The sequence below is a fragment of the Herbiconiux sp. genome, from assembly GCF_004297105.1.
GTDB lineage: Bacteria > Actinomycetota > Actinomycetes > Actinomycetales > Microbacteriaceae > Herbiconiux.
In genome coordinates, this window is the sequence record NZ_SCVE01000008.1 from 1 (window position 1) to 15,639 (window position 15,639).

At 68.8% G+C, this 15,639-nt stretch carries 12 protein-coding genes; 4 read left to right on the forward strand and 8 right to left on the reverse strand.

Translation table 11 applies throughout. The features are described from left to right. A partial coding sequence (locus EPO52_RS04590; RefSeq protein WP_290802605.1) for a phage tail protein occupies positions 1 to 452 on the forward strand: 452 nt, incomplete at its 5' end. Positions 453 to 471: 19 nt separating this feature from the next. Beyond that, positions 472 to 885, forward strand: a complete 414-nt coding sequence (locus tag EPO52_RS04595; protein ID WP_290802606.1) for a hypothetical protein — start codon at positions 472 to 474, stop codon at positions 883 to 885. Here the strand turns inward: EPO52_RS04595 and EPO52_RS04600 are convergent. Genes EPO52_RS04600 through EPO52_RS04610 form a run of 3 tightly spaced genes read right to left on the reverse strand, consistent with a single transcriptional unit; the run spans position 830 to position 5,351 of the window. Beyond that, the gene (locus EPO52_RS04600; RefSeq protein WP_290802609.1) at positions 830 to 3,268 is read right to left on the reverse strand and encodes an HAD-IC family P-type ATPase; all 2,439 of its coding nucleotides are present in this window, start codon (positions 3,266 to 3,268) and stop codon (positions 830 to 832) included. The genes EPO52_RS04595 and EPO52_RS04600 overlap by 56 nt on opposite strands. A gap of 7 nt (positions 3,269 to 3,275) precedes the next feature. Continuing rightward, positions 3,276 to 4,127, reverse strand: coding sequence for a pyridoxal kinase PdxY (pdxY, locus tag EPO52_RS04605; RefSeq protein ID WP_290802612.1), 852 nt, complete (start codon positions 4,125 to 4,127; stop codon positions 3,276 to 3,278). 48 nt (positions 4,128 to 4,175) lie between these two features. Next, the gene (locus tag EPO52_RS04610) at positions 4,176 to 5,351 is read right to left on the reverse strand and encodes a zinc-dependent alcohol dehydrogenase (protein ID WP_290803054.1); all 1,176 of its coding nucleotides are present in this window, start codon (positions 5,349 to 5,351) and stop codon (positions 4,176 to 4,178) included. A gap of 136 nt (positions 5,352 to 5,487) precedes the next feature. Between EPO52_RS04610 and EPO52_RS04615 the strand changes: the two genes are divergently transcribed. Both EPO52_RS04615 and EPO52_RS04620 read left to right on the forward strand, forming a co-directional pair. Beyond that, the gene (locus EPO52_RS04615; RefSeq protein WP_290802614.1) at positions 5,488 to 6,468 is read left to right on the forward strand and encodes a bile acid:sodium symporter; all 981 of its coding nucleotides are present in this window, start codon (positions 5,488 to 5,490) and stop codon (positions 6,466 to 6,468) included. Between the two features lie 4 nt (positions 6,469 to 6,472). Then, positions 6,473 to 7,090 (forward strand): GrpB family protein, encoded by a 618-nt coding sequence (locus EPO52_RS04620; protein ID WP_290802617.1) that lies wholly within the window; start codon positions 6,473 to 6,475, stop codon positions 7,088 to 7,090. An 18-nt stretch (positions 7,091 to 7,108) separates the two neighbouring features. Here EPO52_RS04620 and EPO52_RS04625 read toward each other — a convergent pair whose 3' ends face one another. From EPO52_RS04625 to EPO52_RS04645, 5 genes are all read right to left on the reverse strand, one after another. Then, a complete protein-coding gene (locus EPO52_RS04625; RefSeq protein ID WP_290802620.1) occupies positions 7,109 to 8,614 on the reverse strand; it encodes an NAD(P)/FAD-dependent oxidoreductase in 1,506 nt (501 codons plus the stop codon). Then, positions 8,611 to 9,612, reverse strand: coding sequence for an NAD(P)-dependent oxidoreductase (locus tag EPO52_RS04630; RefSeq protein WP_290802623.1), 1,002 nt, complete (start codon positions 9,610 to 9,612; stop codon positions 8,611 to 8,613). The genes EPO52_RS04625 and EPO52_RS04630 overlap by 4 nt, the downstream gene beginning before the upstream one ends. A 37-nt stretch (positions 9,613 to 9,649) precedes the next feature. Then, the gene (locus EPO52_RS04635) at positions 9,650 to 10,978 is read right to left on the reverse strand and encodes an MFS transporter (protein ID WP_290802626.1); all 1,329 of its coding nucleotides are present in this window, start codon (positions 10,976 to 10,978) and stop codon (positions 9,650 to 9,652) included. Between the two features lie 103 nt (positions 10,979 to 11,081). Then, the gene (locus EPO52_RS04640) at positions 11,082 to 13,406 is read right to left on the reverse strand and encodes a hydantoinase B/oxoprolinase family protein (RefSeq protein WP_290802629.1); all 2,325 of its coding nucleotides are present in this window, start codon (positions 13,404 to 13,406) and stop codon (positions 11,082 to 11,084) included. Beyond that, positions 13,403 to 15,547 (reverse strand): hydantoinase/oxoprolinase family protein, encoded by a 2,145-nt coding sequence (locus tag EPO52_RS04645; RefSeq protein WP_290802632.1) that lies wholly within the window; start codon positions 15,545 to 15,547, stop codon positions 13,403 to 13,405. The genes EPO52_RS04640 and EPO52_RS04645 overlap by 4 nt, the downstream gene beginning before the upstream one ends. Positions 15,548 to 15,639: the final 92 nt, after the last annotated feature.

Consider the following 15,639-nt stretch of genomic DNA (forward strand, 5'->3'; position numbering starts at 1 on the left):
TCACCACCGTCTCCACCAGGGGGCTCGAGTCGTCCCCCGTCGTCGATGCCCTCGCCGGCCTCCGCGCCAACGAGGCCCGCTATTTCAAGAACAAGTACGACCACGTCTTCACCGTCGAGTCGGCCGACGAGCCCGCCGCGAGAGCCATCGTCGACTGGGTCGCCGGCATCCTGGAAGACGAACGCGACATCGTGATCGCGTCGCCCGCGCTCGAGGCGACCGAGTTCGAGGTCGAGGGCATCCGTTGGGCCTATGTGTTCTACGAGAGCGGCCTCTCGATCAACGTCCTGTACACGCTCGAGGACGCGGGCAAGCGGGCTGTGGGCTTCAAGCTCTCCGACGGCATGGAGGTGCCCGACGAGCTCGCCGAGAAGTTCAAGTTCGCCCGCCAGCGGTCGAAGCTCGCCGGAACCATCCGCGGCTCCTACTTCACCATCAAGAAAGAGCACTGACGCCGGTTAGGCTCGGCGCATGACTGATGCGCCCACCCGCCGCCCGGGGATCGTGACGTTCGTCGTGGTGCTGATCTACATCGCCGGAATCGCCGACATCGTTCTCGGTGTGCTGACGATCTTCCTCCGCTACCTGCCCGAGACGGCGGCCGACGGCATCCGCCTTCCGGTCACCCTCCTCGGGGTGGGCATGGTCCTCTTCGGTCTCCTGCTCGTCGCCCTCGCGTCCGGGGTCGCCCGTGGCAGCCGCGCGGCGAGAACCGGTGCGACGGTCGTGCTGCTCGCCGGGCTCGCCCTCGACGTGGCCGACCTGGTGATCGCCGCCGACGGCGACTGGTCGGGCGTGATCACCCAGCTGATCGTGTGCGCCCTCGTGATCATCCCGCTGTGGGTCGGCTCCGCGCGTCGCTACTTCGCATCGCCCGGTCGCTGAGGGCCCGTTCCACATCGCGCACCGCGATGCGCCGGTGCGCGAACCGCACCACCTCGATGAGCGCGATCGAGAGAACGGAGGTGCCGAGCACCAGAAGAGCTGTCTGCAGGGTCGGATCGACGAGCTGCAGGAAGTCGCGCACGATCGGCACCGTGTACACGAGCACCAGGCCGATCATCATCGCCCCGATCACCGCGCCCTTGAAACGGGTGACCGGCCGCGAGAGCACCACGAGGATCCAGAGGCCGATGATGGTGAGGATGAGCGTGGAGCCCGTGCGGATCTCCGCCTGGGGGATGCTCAGGTTCGCGGCGAGCCGCGCGTAGGCGGCGAGGCCCACGGTCACCACCACACCCGCCGGAACGGCGAAGGTCAGCGAGCGGCGCAGAAAACCCGGCACGTACCGCTGCGCATTCGGCAGCAGTGCGAGGAAGAACGCGGGGATGCCGATGGTGAGCCCATCCGTCACCGAGAGCTGTCGGGGGAGGAACGGGAACGGCAGCAGCAGGATGCCGAACGCGATCGCGAGGAAGGTGGCGTAGGCGGTCTTCGTGAGGAAGAGCATCGACACCCGCTCGATGTTCGCGATCACCTGACGGCCCTCGGCGACCACACTCGGCAGATGCGAGAACTTGCCGTCGAGCAGAACGAGCCGCGCCACGGCCTTGGTGGCGGCGGCCCCCGAGTTCATCGCGACACCGATGTCGGCCTCCTTGATGGCCAGGGCGTCGTTCACGCCGTCGCCGGTCATGGCCACGGTGTGCCCCGCCGTCTTCAACGCCACCACGATGCGCTTCTTCTGGTCGGGCGTCACCCGCCCGAACACGATGTTCTCGTCGAGAACGCGGATGAGGGCATCCTGCTCCTCGGGCAGCTCACGGGCGTCGAAGCCGTGCGGAGCATCCAGGCCCACGCCGCGCGCGATCGCCGCGACCGTCTGCGGGTTGTCGCCCGAGATGATGCGCACGCCGACGCCCTGCGCGGCGAAGTAGGCGAGCGTCTCGGCCGCATCCGGGCGGATGTTCTCGCGGAAGGTCAGCAGCACGACCGGCACGGCATCGGCCGGCACGGTCTCGTCGTGCGTCGGGGTGCCGTGGGCGAGCACGAGCGTGCGGCTGCCCGTGGCCGCCAGCTCGGCAGCCTCGGCGGCGAGGCGCTCGAGCACGGGATCGCTCGTGCGACCGGCGGGGAAGACCATCTCCGGACCGCCCAGGATCCACATGCCGTCGCCGAACGTCACGGCGCTCCACTTGCGCGCCGAGGAGAAGGCCACGCGATCGACGGGGGCGCCGGTGGGCTGCTCGGTGAACCGACCCACGAGACTGCGGGCGGTGGCATTGGCGTCGTTCTGCACGCCGTACCAGGCGAGCACCTGCTGCCAGCCGGGTCGTTCGGTGAGCGGATGCGCCGCGTCGAACACGATGTCGCCCTGGGTCAGCGTGCCGGTCTTGTCGAGGCAGATGAGATCGACCCGGGCGAGCCCCTCGACGGCGGGCAGCTCCTGCACCAGCACCTGCTGGCGGGCCAGCTTCACGGCGCCGACGGCGAAGGTGATGCTCGTCATGAGCACGAGGCCGAGCGGCACCATCGCCACCACGGAGGCGATGGTCGCCACCGCGGCGTCCCGCCAGGCGCCGCTCCCGCTTGCCTCGGCCCAGCCGCCCTGCGCGATCATCTGCGCGTTCAGCACGAGCAGGGCGACGGGCCCGATGAACCAGGTCACCCACTTCAGCACGCGGTTGATCGAGGAACGGAGTTCGGATGCGACGAGCGAGAACCTCTTCGCCTCGGCCGCGAGCGAGTTCGCGAAGGAGTCGGCTCCCACCCGGTCGACGACGGCGGACCCCTCACCGCCCACCACGATCGAGCCCGAGAGCACCCGGTCTCCCGGCGCCTTCTCGACGGCGTCGGACTCGCCGGTGAGCATCGACTCGTCGAGCTGCAGGCCGTGGCTGTCGGTCGTGACCGCATCCGCCGGCACCTGGTCGCCGGCGCGCAGCACGAGGGTGTCGCCGAGAACCACCTCGCTCACCGCCACCTCGACCTCCTCGCCCTCGCGCCGCACACGGGCGCTCGGCGCGTTGAGCAGCGCGAGCTTGTCGAGCGCGCGCTTGGCGCGATACTCCTGCACGGTGCCGATCACCGCGTTGGCGATGGCGGAGAAGCCGAACAGCGCATCCTGCCATCGGCCGATCGCCAGCAGCACCAGGAAGCAGGCGAGGATGATGGCGTTGAACAGGGTGAGCACGTTCGCGCGCACGATGCTCCACACGCTGCGGCTCGAATCCTGCACGAACGCATTGGTGCGACCGTCGGCGACGCGCTCGGCGACCTCGGCGGCGGTCAGGCCACCGGGGCGATGGGCGGGGATCGTCTCGGCCATGCGTCCGTCAGCGCACGCGCGTGGCCGTGAACTGGAGTCGGGGGTGGGCGTAGAACTCCTGCGCCTCCACGATCTTCAGTTCACGCTCGCCGGAATCCAGGGTGAGCTCGATGAGGTCGAAGATGCTGGATGCGGTGCGCTCGAGCGCGAGGGCGGCATCCTTCGTGGCCTGGTAGTGGGCGGTGAACAGGCCCGCGGTCACGTCGCCGGAGCCGTTGGCCTTGATCGGCAGCTGCGGGGTGCGCACGATCCACGCCCCGGCATCGTCGACGGCGAGCATCTCGACCGTGCCGGGCTCGCGGTCGGGTCGCTCCACGCTCGTGACGAGCACCGTCGAGGGGCCCATCGCGCGGGCGAGGTCGACGGAGGCGAGGGTCGACTCGAGATCGGCCGGCTCGGTGCGGGTGAGGTAGCCGAGCTCGAACTGGTTCGGCGTGATGATGTCGGCCACGGGCACGACCCTCTCGCGCAGCAGCTCGGGGATCTCGGGCGCCACGAAGCAGCCCGACTTGGCGTTGCCCATCACGGGGTCGCAGGAGTACACCGCGGCCGGGTTGGCCTCCTTGACGCGGCGTACCGCGTCGACGATGACCTCGGCGATGCCCGCGCCGCCCTGGTAGCCGGTGAGCACCACGTCGATCTGCGGGAAGGCGCCCCGCTCCTCGATGCCCAGGATGACGTCGCGCACGTCGTCGGCGGCGATCATCGGCCCGCGCCAGGCGCCGTAGCCCGTGTGGTTGGAGAAATTGACCGTGTAGACGGGGAGCACTTCCACGCCGATGCGCTGCAGGGGGAAGACGGCTGCCGAGTTGCCGACGTGACCGTAGGCGACGGCGGACTGGATGGAGAGGACCTTCATCCCTCTACTCTCACAGATCCTGGAGGCCTGTGGGCGCACCAGCCGCGATCAGGGTTTCAGCACCACCTTCACGCAGCCGTCCTCCTTCTTCTTGAACACGTCGTACATGTGCGCCGCGTCCTCGAGCGGAACCGTGTGCGTCACCAGGTCGTCGACACCGAGCGGATCGGCCGGGTCCTCGACGAGAGGGAGGATCTCGTCGCGCCACCGGTGCACGTTGCACTGGCCCATCCGGAGGGTGATGCCCTTGTCGAACATGGTCACGAACGGCATGGGATCGGCCGCGCCCGCGTACACCCCGCTGAGCGAGACGGTGCCGCCGCGACGCACCGCGTCGAGAGCCAGCATCATGGCGGCGAGGCGGTCGACGCCGACGGTCGTGGCGGCCTTCTTGGCCAGCGCATCCGGGAGCAGGCCCGCGGCGAACTGGGAGAAGGCGGCGACCGGGTTGCCGTGCGCCTCCATGCCCACGGCGTCGATGACGGCGTCGGGGCCGCGCCCCTCGGTGAGGTCGCGCAGGATCTCGACCACGTCGGGCGTGAGATCGAGGGTCTCGATACCGTGCCGTTGCGCCATCGTGCGTCGTTCCGCGACAGGGTCGACACCGATCACGCGGTGCCCGAGGTACCTTCCGATGCGCGCCGCGAACTGACCGACCGGGCCGAGACCGATCACCGCGAGCACGCCGTCCTCCGGGAGCTCCGCGTACTGCACGCCCTGCCACGCAGTGGGCAGGATGTCGCTCAGGAAGAGGTAGCGCTCATCCGGCAGCTCGGTGCCGACGACCAGTGCGTTGAAATCGGCGAACGGCACCCGGAGGTACTCGGCCTGACCGCCGGGCACCGAGCCGTAGAGCTCGGTGTAGCCGTAGAGGGAGGCCCCCGTGTCCGTGTCGCGGTTCTGGGTGGTCTCGCACTGGGTGGTGAGACCGCGCACGCACATGAAGCAGTGGCCGCAGGCGATCACGAAGGGGATGACGACCCGGTCGCCCGGCTTCACCCGCGTGACGGCGGAGCCCACCGATTCCACGATGCCCATCGGCTCATGACCCAGCACGTCGCCCTTCGCGAGGAACGGGCCGAGCACGTCGTAGAGGTGGAGGTCGGATCCGCAGATCGCGGTCGACGTGATGCGCACGATGGCGTCGGTCGGTTCCTCGATCTCCGGGTCGGGCACGTCCTCGACGCTGACCTTCATGGTTCCCTGCCAGGTGAGCGCTCGCATGCGCATCCTCTCGTCGTCGATCATCGGTTCGGATCCGTTCGGTTCCGTGCCGTTCCCTTCCCGAGTGAAGCCCGGCGGCCGGGTTGCCGCACGGGGCTTGACACCCGCACGGATCAGGACTGCCTAGGCTGGACCGATGGGGCGGATCATCGGCTGGTGGGATGCGCACCAGATCGCTCTGTACATCGCGGCGATCGGGGCCGGCGCTCTTCTCGGCGGCCTCGCGCCCGGGACCGCGCCGGCGCTGGCCGCCGGGATCGATCCCGCGCTCATCCTTCTGCTGTTCGCGACGTTCCTCGGCGTCCCGCTCGTCGAGGTCGGCCGTTCCTTCCGGGATCTGCGCTTTCTCGCCACGGTCGTCCTGGTGAACTTCGCCGTCGTGCCCGTGGTGGTGTTCGGACTGTCACGATTCGTGGCGGACGACCGCGGCCTGCTCCTCGGTGTGCTCCTGGTGCTCCTGACGCCGTGTGTCGACTACGTGATCGTGTTCACCGGCCTGGCCGGCGGGGCGAGAGCGCGGCTGCTCGCGGCCGCTCCCCTGCTGATGCTGCTGCAGATCCTGCTGCTCCCCGTGTACCTCCTGCTCTTCGCGGGGAGCGATGCCGTGGCCCTGATCGACATCGCCCCGTTCGTGGACGCATTCGTGCTGCTGATCCTGCTGCCGCTGATCGCGGCGGCGCTCGTGCAGGTCCTCGCTCGCCGGCACCGGACGGGTCGGATGATCGAAGGCGTCTCCGCGGCGGCCATGGTGCCGCTGATGATGATCACGCTGGCGCTCGTGATCGGGTCGCAGATCGCGGCCGTCGGCGCGCAGGCGGTGACCCTTCTCCGCGTCGTGCCGCTCTACGTCGCGTTCGCGGTCATCATGCTCGCCGTCGGGCTCGCTGCGGGCCGAGCTGCGCGGCTGGATGTGCCGGCCGTGCGGGCGGTCGTGTTCAGTGGAGCGACCCGCAACTCCCTCGTCGTCCTCCCCCTCGCCCTGGCATTGCCCGCCGCGCTCGGCCTCGCGCCGCTCGCCGTCGTGGCGCAGACGCTCGTCGAGCTGGTGGCGATGGTCGTCTTCGTGCGCCTCGTGCCCTGGCTGACGCGCCCCCGCCACACCGTTCTGCGAGAATGACGGGGTGAGCACGAGCCGCACACCGAGACGAGCGGATGTCACGACCGTCGACATCGTGGGCGGCCCCGAGCCGCTCACGCTCGCACTGCACGAGTACGACGCGCGGTGGGTGGACGCCTACCGCGACCAGGAGCAGCGCATCCGTGACGCCCTCGGAGAGGCCGGGGCCGACGCGACCATCGAGCACATCGGCTCGACCTCGGTTCCCGGCCTGGCCGCCAAGCCGATCATCGACGTCGTCGTCGCGGTCGCCGACATCACGGCGGAGGAGGACTACCTCGATGCCCTCCTGGCCGCCGGCTACGTGCTGCGGGTGCGTGAGCCGCGCCACCGCCTCGTGCGCACCCCGGCGCGCGACGTGCACGTGCACATCTACCAGGTCGGCGACACCGCAATCGACCGGTACCTCGTGCTCCGCGACCACCTGCGCACGGATGCGGCCGACCGGGCACTCTACGAGAGCACCAAGCGAGCCCTGCTCACGCGGCGCTGGGACGACATGAACGACTATGCCGACGCGAAGACCGAGGTCATCCTTGCGATCCGGGCGCGAGCCGAGGCCCGAAGGGCGATGCGATCTGCTGCCGCCGGAGGGCCGACGCCGGCGTCACGCGGTCGATGAGGCCTGCGGTGAGCGGCGCTAGACGACCACCCGTTCCGGTTCGAGCGCACCCCCGAAGGCGAGATCCACGTCGTCGAGCCGGGCCAGCACACGCTCGAACTCGTCGAGGCTTCCCGGCCATTTCGTCACCACACGTCCACTGCCGCCGATGCGGTACCAGCTCTCGCAGCCACCGATCTCCCAGACACTGCGCGACATCATGCTGCTGAGTTCCTCGTCGAATGCCGCCTGCGCTGCGGGCGTGACGGCGACGGATTGCGCGCCGTGGGCATCCGCGTCGTCCATCAGCCGGGCCACGAAGTCGGTCTGCGCCTCGATGACGCCGATGATCGACCCGGACGCCTGCGTGTTCGGGCCCGTGATCAGGAACAGGTTGGGGAAACCCTTCACCAGCGTGCCCTTGTAGGCCTGCGGACCGCCGTCGGCCCACTCCTCTTCGAGCGTCCAGCCGCCGGCACCCACGAACTCGACGTGCGAGAGCATCTCGGTGGCACGGAATCCGGTGGCGAGCACCACCACATCGGCCTGCCACACCTGGCCCCGCTCCGACACGACTCCGTCGCGGGTGAGCCGGGTGATGGCGGAGTCGAACACGGTGGTCTTCGGTGACGCGAGCGCCGGATAGAAGGCATTCGACACCACGGGGCGACGACATCCGAAACGCGAATCGGGCGTGAGCACGCGCCGCAGCTCCGGGTCGGAGATGGCGGACTCCATGTGCTCGCGCCACACCCGTTCGGCATTGGCGAGGAACTCCTCGTCCATCACCGCCTGCGCGTGGGTGGAGTGGTTCCAGTAGTCGTACTGCTCCTTGCGCAACGCGAGCAGCGCCTCCGGATGCTCGCGGAAGTGCTGCTTCGCCTTCTCGTCGTAGAGCGCCTCCGGCTTGGGCATCACGTGCGGAGCCGTACGGATCGACACCAGCACCGAAGCCGCGACATCGACGGCGTGCGGAACCACCTGGATGGCGCTGGCCCCGGCGCCGATGACGGCCACGCGCTGACCCGACAGGTCGAGATCCGCAGGCCATTCCGCCGTGTGCACGATCCGCCCGGCGAAGTCGTGCATCCCGGGCAACTCGGGCACGAGCGGCTGGTTGAGCGTGCCGAGCGCCGACACCAGGAAACGGCACTCGAGACTCTCTCCGGTGGAGAGCTCCAGGAGCCAGCGCCCCCGCTCGCCGTTCCACACGGCCCGCTCGAGAGCGGTGCTGAACAGGATGCGGTCACGGATACCGAGATCGTCGATCACCCGGTTGTTGTAGTCGAGGATCTCGGCCTGCAGGGCATAGTTGCTCGACCACTCGGGGCTCTGCGCGAAGGAGAGGCTGTACAGGTGTGCCGGGACGTCGCAGGCGGCGTTCGGGTACACGTTGTCACGCCAGACGCCGCCGGCCTCTTCCGCCTTCTCGAGCAGGAGGAAGTCGTCACGACCGTGGGCGAGCAGTTCGTGAGCGGCCGAGAGCCCGCTGAATCCGACCCCTGCGATCACCGTCTCGACGGCGCGGATGCCGCCGGCCGTCATCGCACGCCTCCCTCGGCGAGCGCCTGGGCCTGACGGAGCTCCCCGGCGAACCGCTCGAAGCCCTCGCGCCGCCGAAGCGGCTGCGGGATACCGAGGGTGCGAAGGGTCTCGGTCAGGTCGGTGGGCGAGCTCTGCCGCGGCGGCACCACCGAGGACTCGGACCCGGAACCGACGGCCACCTCGACCGCGGGGAACAGCTCACGCAGGGTGGCCGCGAGTTCTTCGATGGTGGTCGTCTCCTGCGAGCCGATCGTGAACCAGGTGAAGACGGCCTCCATCGGTACCGTCACCGCTGCCGCGACGGCGCGGCCGACATCCCCGGCGTAGACCAGTTCCGTTGTCGAGATGATGTTCGCCGGCAACTCGATGTTCTCGCCGCGCACTCCCCGCAGCACCTGGGCCTCGATGGCCGCGCTGCCCACGCCGCCTCCGAGATTGGGTCCGTACCCGTACACGACGGTGGGCCGGATCGCCGCGATCTGCAGGCCACTGGACGCAGCATAGGCGCTCAGGAGGTGCTCGGCCGCGAGCTTCGAGGCGATGTAGTACGACGTGAAGTGCGTCATGAGGGGAGAGTCCTCGGTGATGGGCCCCGGCTGATCCTCGGAGAACACGCTCCAACTGCTGATCGAGACGAAGCGGGCCGCGCCGGCCGAGTGGGCCCAGCCGGCGAGCCAGAGCGGCACCTCGACGTTCACGGCGAGGGTCTCGAGCACGTCGCGTTGCGCCCGTGCCGCGATCAGCGCGGCCGTGTGCACCACCGCGTCGACCGGCAGGTCCTGCAGGGCCGCCGCACGGGCATCCTGATCGGTGAGGTCGACCTCGATCAGCTCCACCCGGCCCTCGTCGAGCGCCTCGTCACCCAGCACCTCCCGCACATAGGCGCGCGGCATGCTGCGGTCGACCAGGGTGACCCGCCAGCCGTCGGCCAGCAGTTCTCGGGCGGTCGAGGTGCCGACCATGCCGGCGCCGGTGATGAGCACGTGACGTTGACTCACGAGAGGACTCCTTCTGGGTGGTGCGACTTCGGGCAGGTCACCGGCGCAGTTCGCGCGTGGCGAGGTTGGGGAGGGCGATTCCGGCGATCAAGGTGATGACCGCGACCCCGATCACGTAGAACGCCGGAGAGGTGGGGAGGCCCGTCGTCGTGATGAGCAGCGTACAGATCAGTGCGCCGAATCCCCCGAAGACCGTCACCGAGATCGCCGATCCGATCGACACCAGCGATCCGCGGCGCTTGGTGGCGAACAGCTCGGAGATCGTCGAGCTGCCGGTTCCGGCGATGGCCGCGGTGGGGACGGCGAAGATGACCTGGGCGAGCACCACGAAACCGAACGCCCGACCCTCGACGATCATCCAGAACATCGGATAGGCGAGCACGATGTAGCCGATCGCGGCGCCGATGATGAAGGGCTTGCGTCCGAAGCGGTCCGAGAGATGCCCGGCCAGGGGGATGAGCACGACGGCCACCAGGCAGCCGATGCACGTGGCCCAGAGCGCCTCCTGCGCTGGAATGCCGGCGAAGTTCGAGGTGAAGGTCGGCATGTAATTGATGGTGACCATCGAGGTCACCGCCCAGAGCGCCACCACGCCGATCGTGAGGAAGAAGCCCGCCACCGCGCCGAGCTCTTTCGCCGTCGAGGTGGGGGCATCCGGTGCACCGCCCTCGGCCTCCTCCTCCTTGATCTCAGAGAACACGGGGGTCTCCGACACTCGGCGGCGGAGGATCAGCACGACGATCGCGAGTGCCGAACCCAGGATGAACGGAATACGCCAGCCCCACGAGGCCATCACCTCCGACCCGAGGATCGCCGTCAGCGCCGCGACGAACACCACTCCCACCAGCAGGCCTCCGTAGGTCGCCACCTGGTGGAAACTGCCGAAGAAGCCGCGGCGCTTGGGGTTCGCCCACTCGACCAGGAACACGGCGGAGCTTCCGAACTCTCCACCGGCGGAGAAACCCTGGAGCAGCCGGCCGAAGATGATCACGAACGCCCCGAAGGCCCCGAAGGTGACGTAGCTGGGCGCGATGCCCACGAGCAGCGAACCGCCCGCCATCATCAGCATCGAGAGCAGCATGACCGACTTGCGGCCCTTCCTGTCGACGAGGGGACCGAGCACGAGCGCGCCAAGAGGGCGGGCGATGAATCCCACCGCGAAGACCCCGAAGGCGGAGAGGAGGGCCGCGATCGGATCTTCTCCTGGAAAGAAATTGGCCGCGATGTAAACGGCGAGGAATCCGTAGACGGTGAAGTCGTACCACTCCAGCACGTTCCCCAGCGTCGCGAGGACCGTGGCGCGTATCCGGGCACGCGATGAGGTATCGACCTCGTTCTTGGCGCCTTCTTGCAACGAACTCGTCATTGAGATCTCCTGGTTCCACAACGTCGTGAGCGGGCGTCTCCCCGCCGATACTTCACGGTAAGACGCCCGCGCACGGGACACATCAGTTTTCTGTTGAGCGAAATTATCCAGCCAGTAGCGCGATACTACGGGCGTGGTCCGGATGTCCGACCGGCACGATGCTCGTATAGAGCGCCGTCCAGCACCCGGGGCAGCAGTACTGCCGGAAGACCACCTCGTCGTCGACGTAGTTCGCATGATCGGAGGTGACCTGCGGGCCGGCCTCTGCCGGCGCGCCATCGAAGGCGGCGAGCCGCAGCCGGTCGTCGTGCGCGGAGTCCGCGAGCTGCTGACCGCAGTGCGCACAGGCCACGAGCCCCACACCCCCGTCGTCACCCGGGACCTGCACGAGGTTGTCGTCGATGCGACGACCTCTCGCGACGTCGAGCACGGGGTACCCGGCGACGGCGTCGTCGACCACCGAGCGCGCACGTCTCTCATCGCGCACGGCACGCCGCAGCTCCTCTGTCGCGTGCGCATCGAGGAGGCCGGCGGCATCCACCCGCACGCCGTAGCTCTTCTCGGCGGCCTCGGGCGAGATCTTGCCCGTCCGCAGGTCGTCGACCACGGCCTGCGGCTCCCGCGACAGCGGATCGCCGTAGCCCCCGCCACCCTGCCAGTGCATGTAGAGCACCTCTCCCGGTGCGACGTAGCTCTGGGAGTAGTTCTGGCCGATCTCGATCCGGCCGCCGATCTCGTCGAGCCCGACCGGCATCACGCCGTCTTTGAACCGGTCGAGCACGTTCACGTCGCGCACCAGCACGTCCAGCCCCGTGTTGCCCGGGTACCCCCCGGCGAGGCCGTTGTTCTGCGACACGGCCTTGCCGGCCGAGGCGAACACGAGGCCCATGGGCACCGAGGTTCCGAGGGGCGTCATCGCGAGCGACGCGCTCACACCACCCCGCTGCCGGCCCGGGCCGCCCGAGTCGGCCTCCTCGCGCCGCCAGAGCACGAGCATCGGATAGAGGAACTCCGACATCTCGGTGTCGGGGATGCGACCCATCGGAATGCAGAAGAGCCCGCCGGTGTCCATGCCGTCAACGGTCGGCCGTGCGCCGTAGCCCCCCGCCATCGGCTCCATCAAGATGTTGAGGAACGGCACGGGGACCGTGCCGCGTTCGTCGAGCCCGGCGATCACCGCCGTGTCCCACGTGCCGCAGCAGGACGCCTGCACGCTCTTGCCGAGATCGACCGAGCGGTCGAGCATCTGCGAGAGGCACTCGGCCACCAGCGTTCCCGTGAGCCAGGCCGGACCGATCGGGCCGCGGCTGACGGCTGCCGGGAACGTGGCGTTGTTGATGGTCCCCTCTTCGGCCACGAGGTCGAAGCAGCGCATGAGACCTCCGGCCGACCACGGGATGTCGTTGGCCAGGATCGGCAGCAGCGCCAACATGACTCCTCCACGCATACCGGCATAGGTGCAGTTGATGACTCCCGCCTGGGGGTCGGTGCCGGTGAAGTCGAAAGTGAGGTGATCGCCCGCCTTGGTCATCGCGAGCGTGATCTTGTGCAGGCTGCGATCTCCTTCGTGCGACTGGTCCTGATAGCCGGTGGCCTTCCAGGTGCCGTCGGGCAGGTCGGTCAGCTTCGCACGCAGACGCGATTCGGAGTCGGCCATCATGCGCTTCATCACGGCCTTCACGGTGTCGGCGCCGTAGCGCTCGATCACCTCGTGCAGCCGGGTTCGGCCGACGTTGTTGGCCCCGATCTTGGCGCGCAGGTCGAGGCCCACCAGCATCGGCACGCGTGAGCGGCGGGTCCACAGATCGGCGATGTCGTCCTGCAGCTCGAAATCGCGCACCACCTTCACGGGCGGGGTGGGCAGCGACTCGCTGAAGATGTCCTGCGCCGCCGGCGAGAACGACCCGAGGCCCACGCCACCGAGGTCGGGCTCGTGGCAGATGGCGCTCGTCCACGCGAACAGCTGTCCGTCGTGGAAGACCGGCTGGTACACGATGACGTCGTTCTGGTGCAGTCCTCCACCCACCCACGGGTCGTTGCAGAGGAACATGTCGCCCTCGGCGATACCGGGGTTGGTGGCACGGTGCTGCAGCGTCCAGTACACCGCGAGATCGACGGCGCCCACCAGCATGGTGTTGTAGAGGCCGACCTGCACCTCCTGTCCGTACTCGTCGCCGATCGCGAAGTCGAAGTCGTTCGCATCGGTGACGATCGGCGAGCCCGACATCCGTTTCAGGGCCTCACCCATCTCCTCGGTCACCGACCAGAGACGGTGCCGGATGACCTCGTAGGTGAGGGCGTCGACGGCGTCGATCTGCTCCTGGGTGACCGTGTGCATCCGGAGCGTGTCGGGGATGAACCGTTGCAGCTGCTCAGGGCTGAGCGGGCGGCTGGAGTAGACCTCCGAGCCCGGGATGGTCATGCTCATGAGTTGGCTCCGTTCTCGGTACCGGCGTCGCCGGTGTCGGGGCGCACCCCGGTGTCGATGATGAGATTGCCGCGGGGGTCGACCGTTCCCGTCATGCCCGCCGGCACGACCACGGTGGTGGTGGGCACCTGCACGACGGCAGGACCCTGGATGTGGTGACCGGCTCGCAACAGCGTGTAGTCGTACACGGCGGTGTCGGCGTAGCCGCTGGAGTCGAGCCGCACCGGGCGGTGGCCGAGCACCGCCGCCGAGGCGTCGGCCGAGTCGCCGGCTTCGATCATCGGCAACTCGAGCGAGAGGGGCAGAGTCCCCACGGCGCGCACGCGATAGGTGATGGCCTGCACTCCGGCTGCCGCGAAGCCCGATCCGGCGCCGAAGAGTTCCTCGTAGCGGTGCTCGAAACGGTGGGCGGCATCGGCCAGCTCCTCCTCGGTCACCGGCGACGCGATCTCGATCGGCAGCTCGGCGAGCTGCATGGCGAAGCGCATGTCGAGCTCGCGGTGCAGTTCGATGCTCTCGAAGGTGATTCCCTGGCGTTCGAGCGCCTCGAGCACGCGGCGCTCCAAGCCCTGGAAGTTGCGTTCGACCTTTGCCGGATCGCTCGGCAACGAAACCGGGTCGGAGAGCTCGGCGGCCAGAACGATGTCGCTGGTCGCGAGCCCGTATGCCGAGAACGCCGAGGCCACCGGCCCGAGAGGAACCACCACCTCGCTCACACCGAGCTCTGCGGCGTAGGCGGCGCAGTTCGCGGGTCCGGCGCCCCCGAAGGCGTACAGCACGAAGTCGCGCGGGTCGTGCCCCGCCTCCACCACGGTCTTGCGCAGCAGGTCTCCGGTCTGGGCGTTCTGCACGGCGTAGATGGCTGCTGCGGCATCCTCGATCGAGAGTCCGAGGGGCTCGGCGATGCGGGTGCGGATGGCTTCGCGCGCCTTGTCGACGTCGAGCCCCTTCCGCCCGCCCAGCAGACCGCTGGTCGGAAGGATGCCGAGCACCAGATTCGCATCGGTGTTGGTGGGCTCGGTGCCGCCCTGTCCGTAGCACGCGGGACCGGGCACGGCCTGGGCACTCTTCGGCCCGACCTGCAGATTGCCGCCCTGGTCGATCCAGGCGATCGCGCCGCCACCGGATCCGATGGCGTGCACTTCGAGGGTCGGCACGTTCACCGGGTGGTGGTTGATGACCGTGCCCGAGGAGCGCACCGGTTCACCGTCGACGACGAGGCCGACGAGGAAGGTGGTGCCCCCGACATCCGTGGCGACCACGTTGGTGTGACCGAGCTGCTTGCCGAGGGCGACCGCCCCCACCACGCCGCCCGTGAGCACCGATCCGACGGTGCTGATCGCGGTGGCAGGAGCCTCGCCGGCCACGATCGCGCCACCGTTGCTCTGCATCACGAGCAGTGGTCCGCGCAGCCCGTGCTCCCGCAGGGTGCCTTCGAGATTCTCCAGGTAGGCCGCGAGACCGGGACCGATCTGCGTGCTCATGATGGTGGTCGCGCTGCGGGAGAACTCGCGGATGCGCGGGCTCACCTCGGAGGAGAGGGACACGAACGTGCCGGGCGCCATCTCTTCGACGATCTCGCGGATGCGGCGCTCGTGCGCATCGTTCCGGAACGACCACAGCAGCGACACCGCGATGGCGCTGATCCCCTGGGCGAGGATGTCGCTGACGGCCTGCCGCACGTTCTGCTCGTCGAGCGCCACCACGACCCCTCCGTCGCGGTCGACCCGCTCGGTGACCTCGAACGTGCTGCTCTTCGGGATCAGGCCGTGCGACTTGGACTGCGTGATCACGCTCTGCAGCTGCTCCGGTGAGCTGCCGAGGTAGCGGCCTTCGACGTTCATGATGTAGATCGAGTCGCCGTGGCCGCGCGTGGTGATGAACCCCACCGGCGGCACGTTGCCCATCACCAGTGCGTTCAACGACGACGTGGTGCCGTGGGCGATGTGCCGGGTGTCGGCCAGCATCACGTCGAGGCTTACGTCGAGCTGCTCCGCGAGCGCTCGAAGCACGTCGATCACGCCCTCCGAATAATCCGGCGGGGTCGAGGGTGCCTTCGCCCCCACGATGTTCCCCAGGTCGTCGGCGAGGACGGCGTCGGTGAACGTCCCTCCCACGTCGACTCCGATGACATAGCTCATGCTGAACGCTCCTTTGCGTGAACGGGCTTCCGGCGCGGGCCGGGGTGGGTGTCTCCGACCGTAGAGGCCGGACGGCGCCGAGGCGCCAGATT

Excerpts from the sequence above, each read along its gene's own strand:
- EPO52_RS04595 (WP_290802606.1), top strand. The coding sequence starts at position 472 with ATGACTGATGCGCCCACCCGCCGCCCGGGGATCGTGACGTTCGTCGTG.
- EPO52_RS04600 (WP_290802609.1), bottom strand. The coding sequence starts at position 3,268 with ATGGCCGAGACGATCCCCGCCCATCGCCCCGGTGGCCTGACCGCCGCC.
- pdxY (WP_290802612.1), bottom strand. The coding sequence starts at position 4,127 with ATGAAGGTCCTCTCCATCCAGTCCGCCGTCGCCTACGGTCACGTCGGC.
- EPO52_RS04610 (WP_290803054.1), bottom strand. The coding sequence starts at position 5,351 with ATGCGAGCGCTCACCTGGCAGGGAACCATGAAGGTCAGCGTCGAGGAC.
- EPO52_RS04615 (WP_290802614.1), top strand. The coding sequence starts at position 5,488 with ATGGGGCGGATCATCGGCTGGTGGGATGCGCACCAGATCGCTCTGTAC.
- EPO52_RS04625 (WP_290802620.1), bottom strand. The coding sequence starts at position 8,614 with ATGACGGCCGGCGGCATCCGCGCCGTCGAGACGGTGATCGCAGGGGTC.
- EPO52_RS04635 (WP_290802626.1), bottom strand. The coding sequence starts at position 10,978 with ATGACGAGTTCGTTGCAAGAAGGCGCCAAGAACGAGGTCGATACCTCA.
- EPO52_RS04640 (WP_290802629.1), bottom strand. The coding sequence starts at position 13,406 with ATGAGCATGACCATCCCGGGCTCGGAGGTCTACTCCAGCCGCCCGCTC.
- EPO52_RS04645 (WP_290802632.1), bottom strand. The coding sequence starts at position 15,547 with ATGAGCTATGTCATCGGAGTCGACGTGGGAGGGACGTTCACCGACGCC.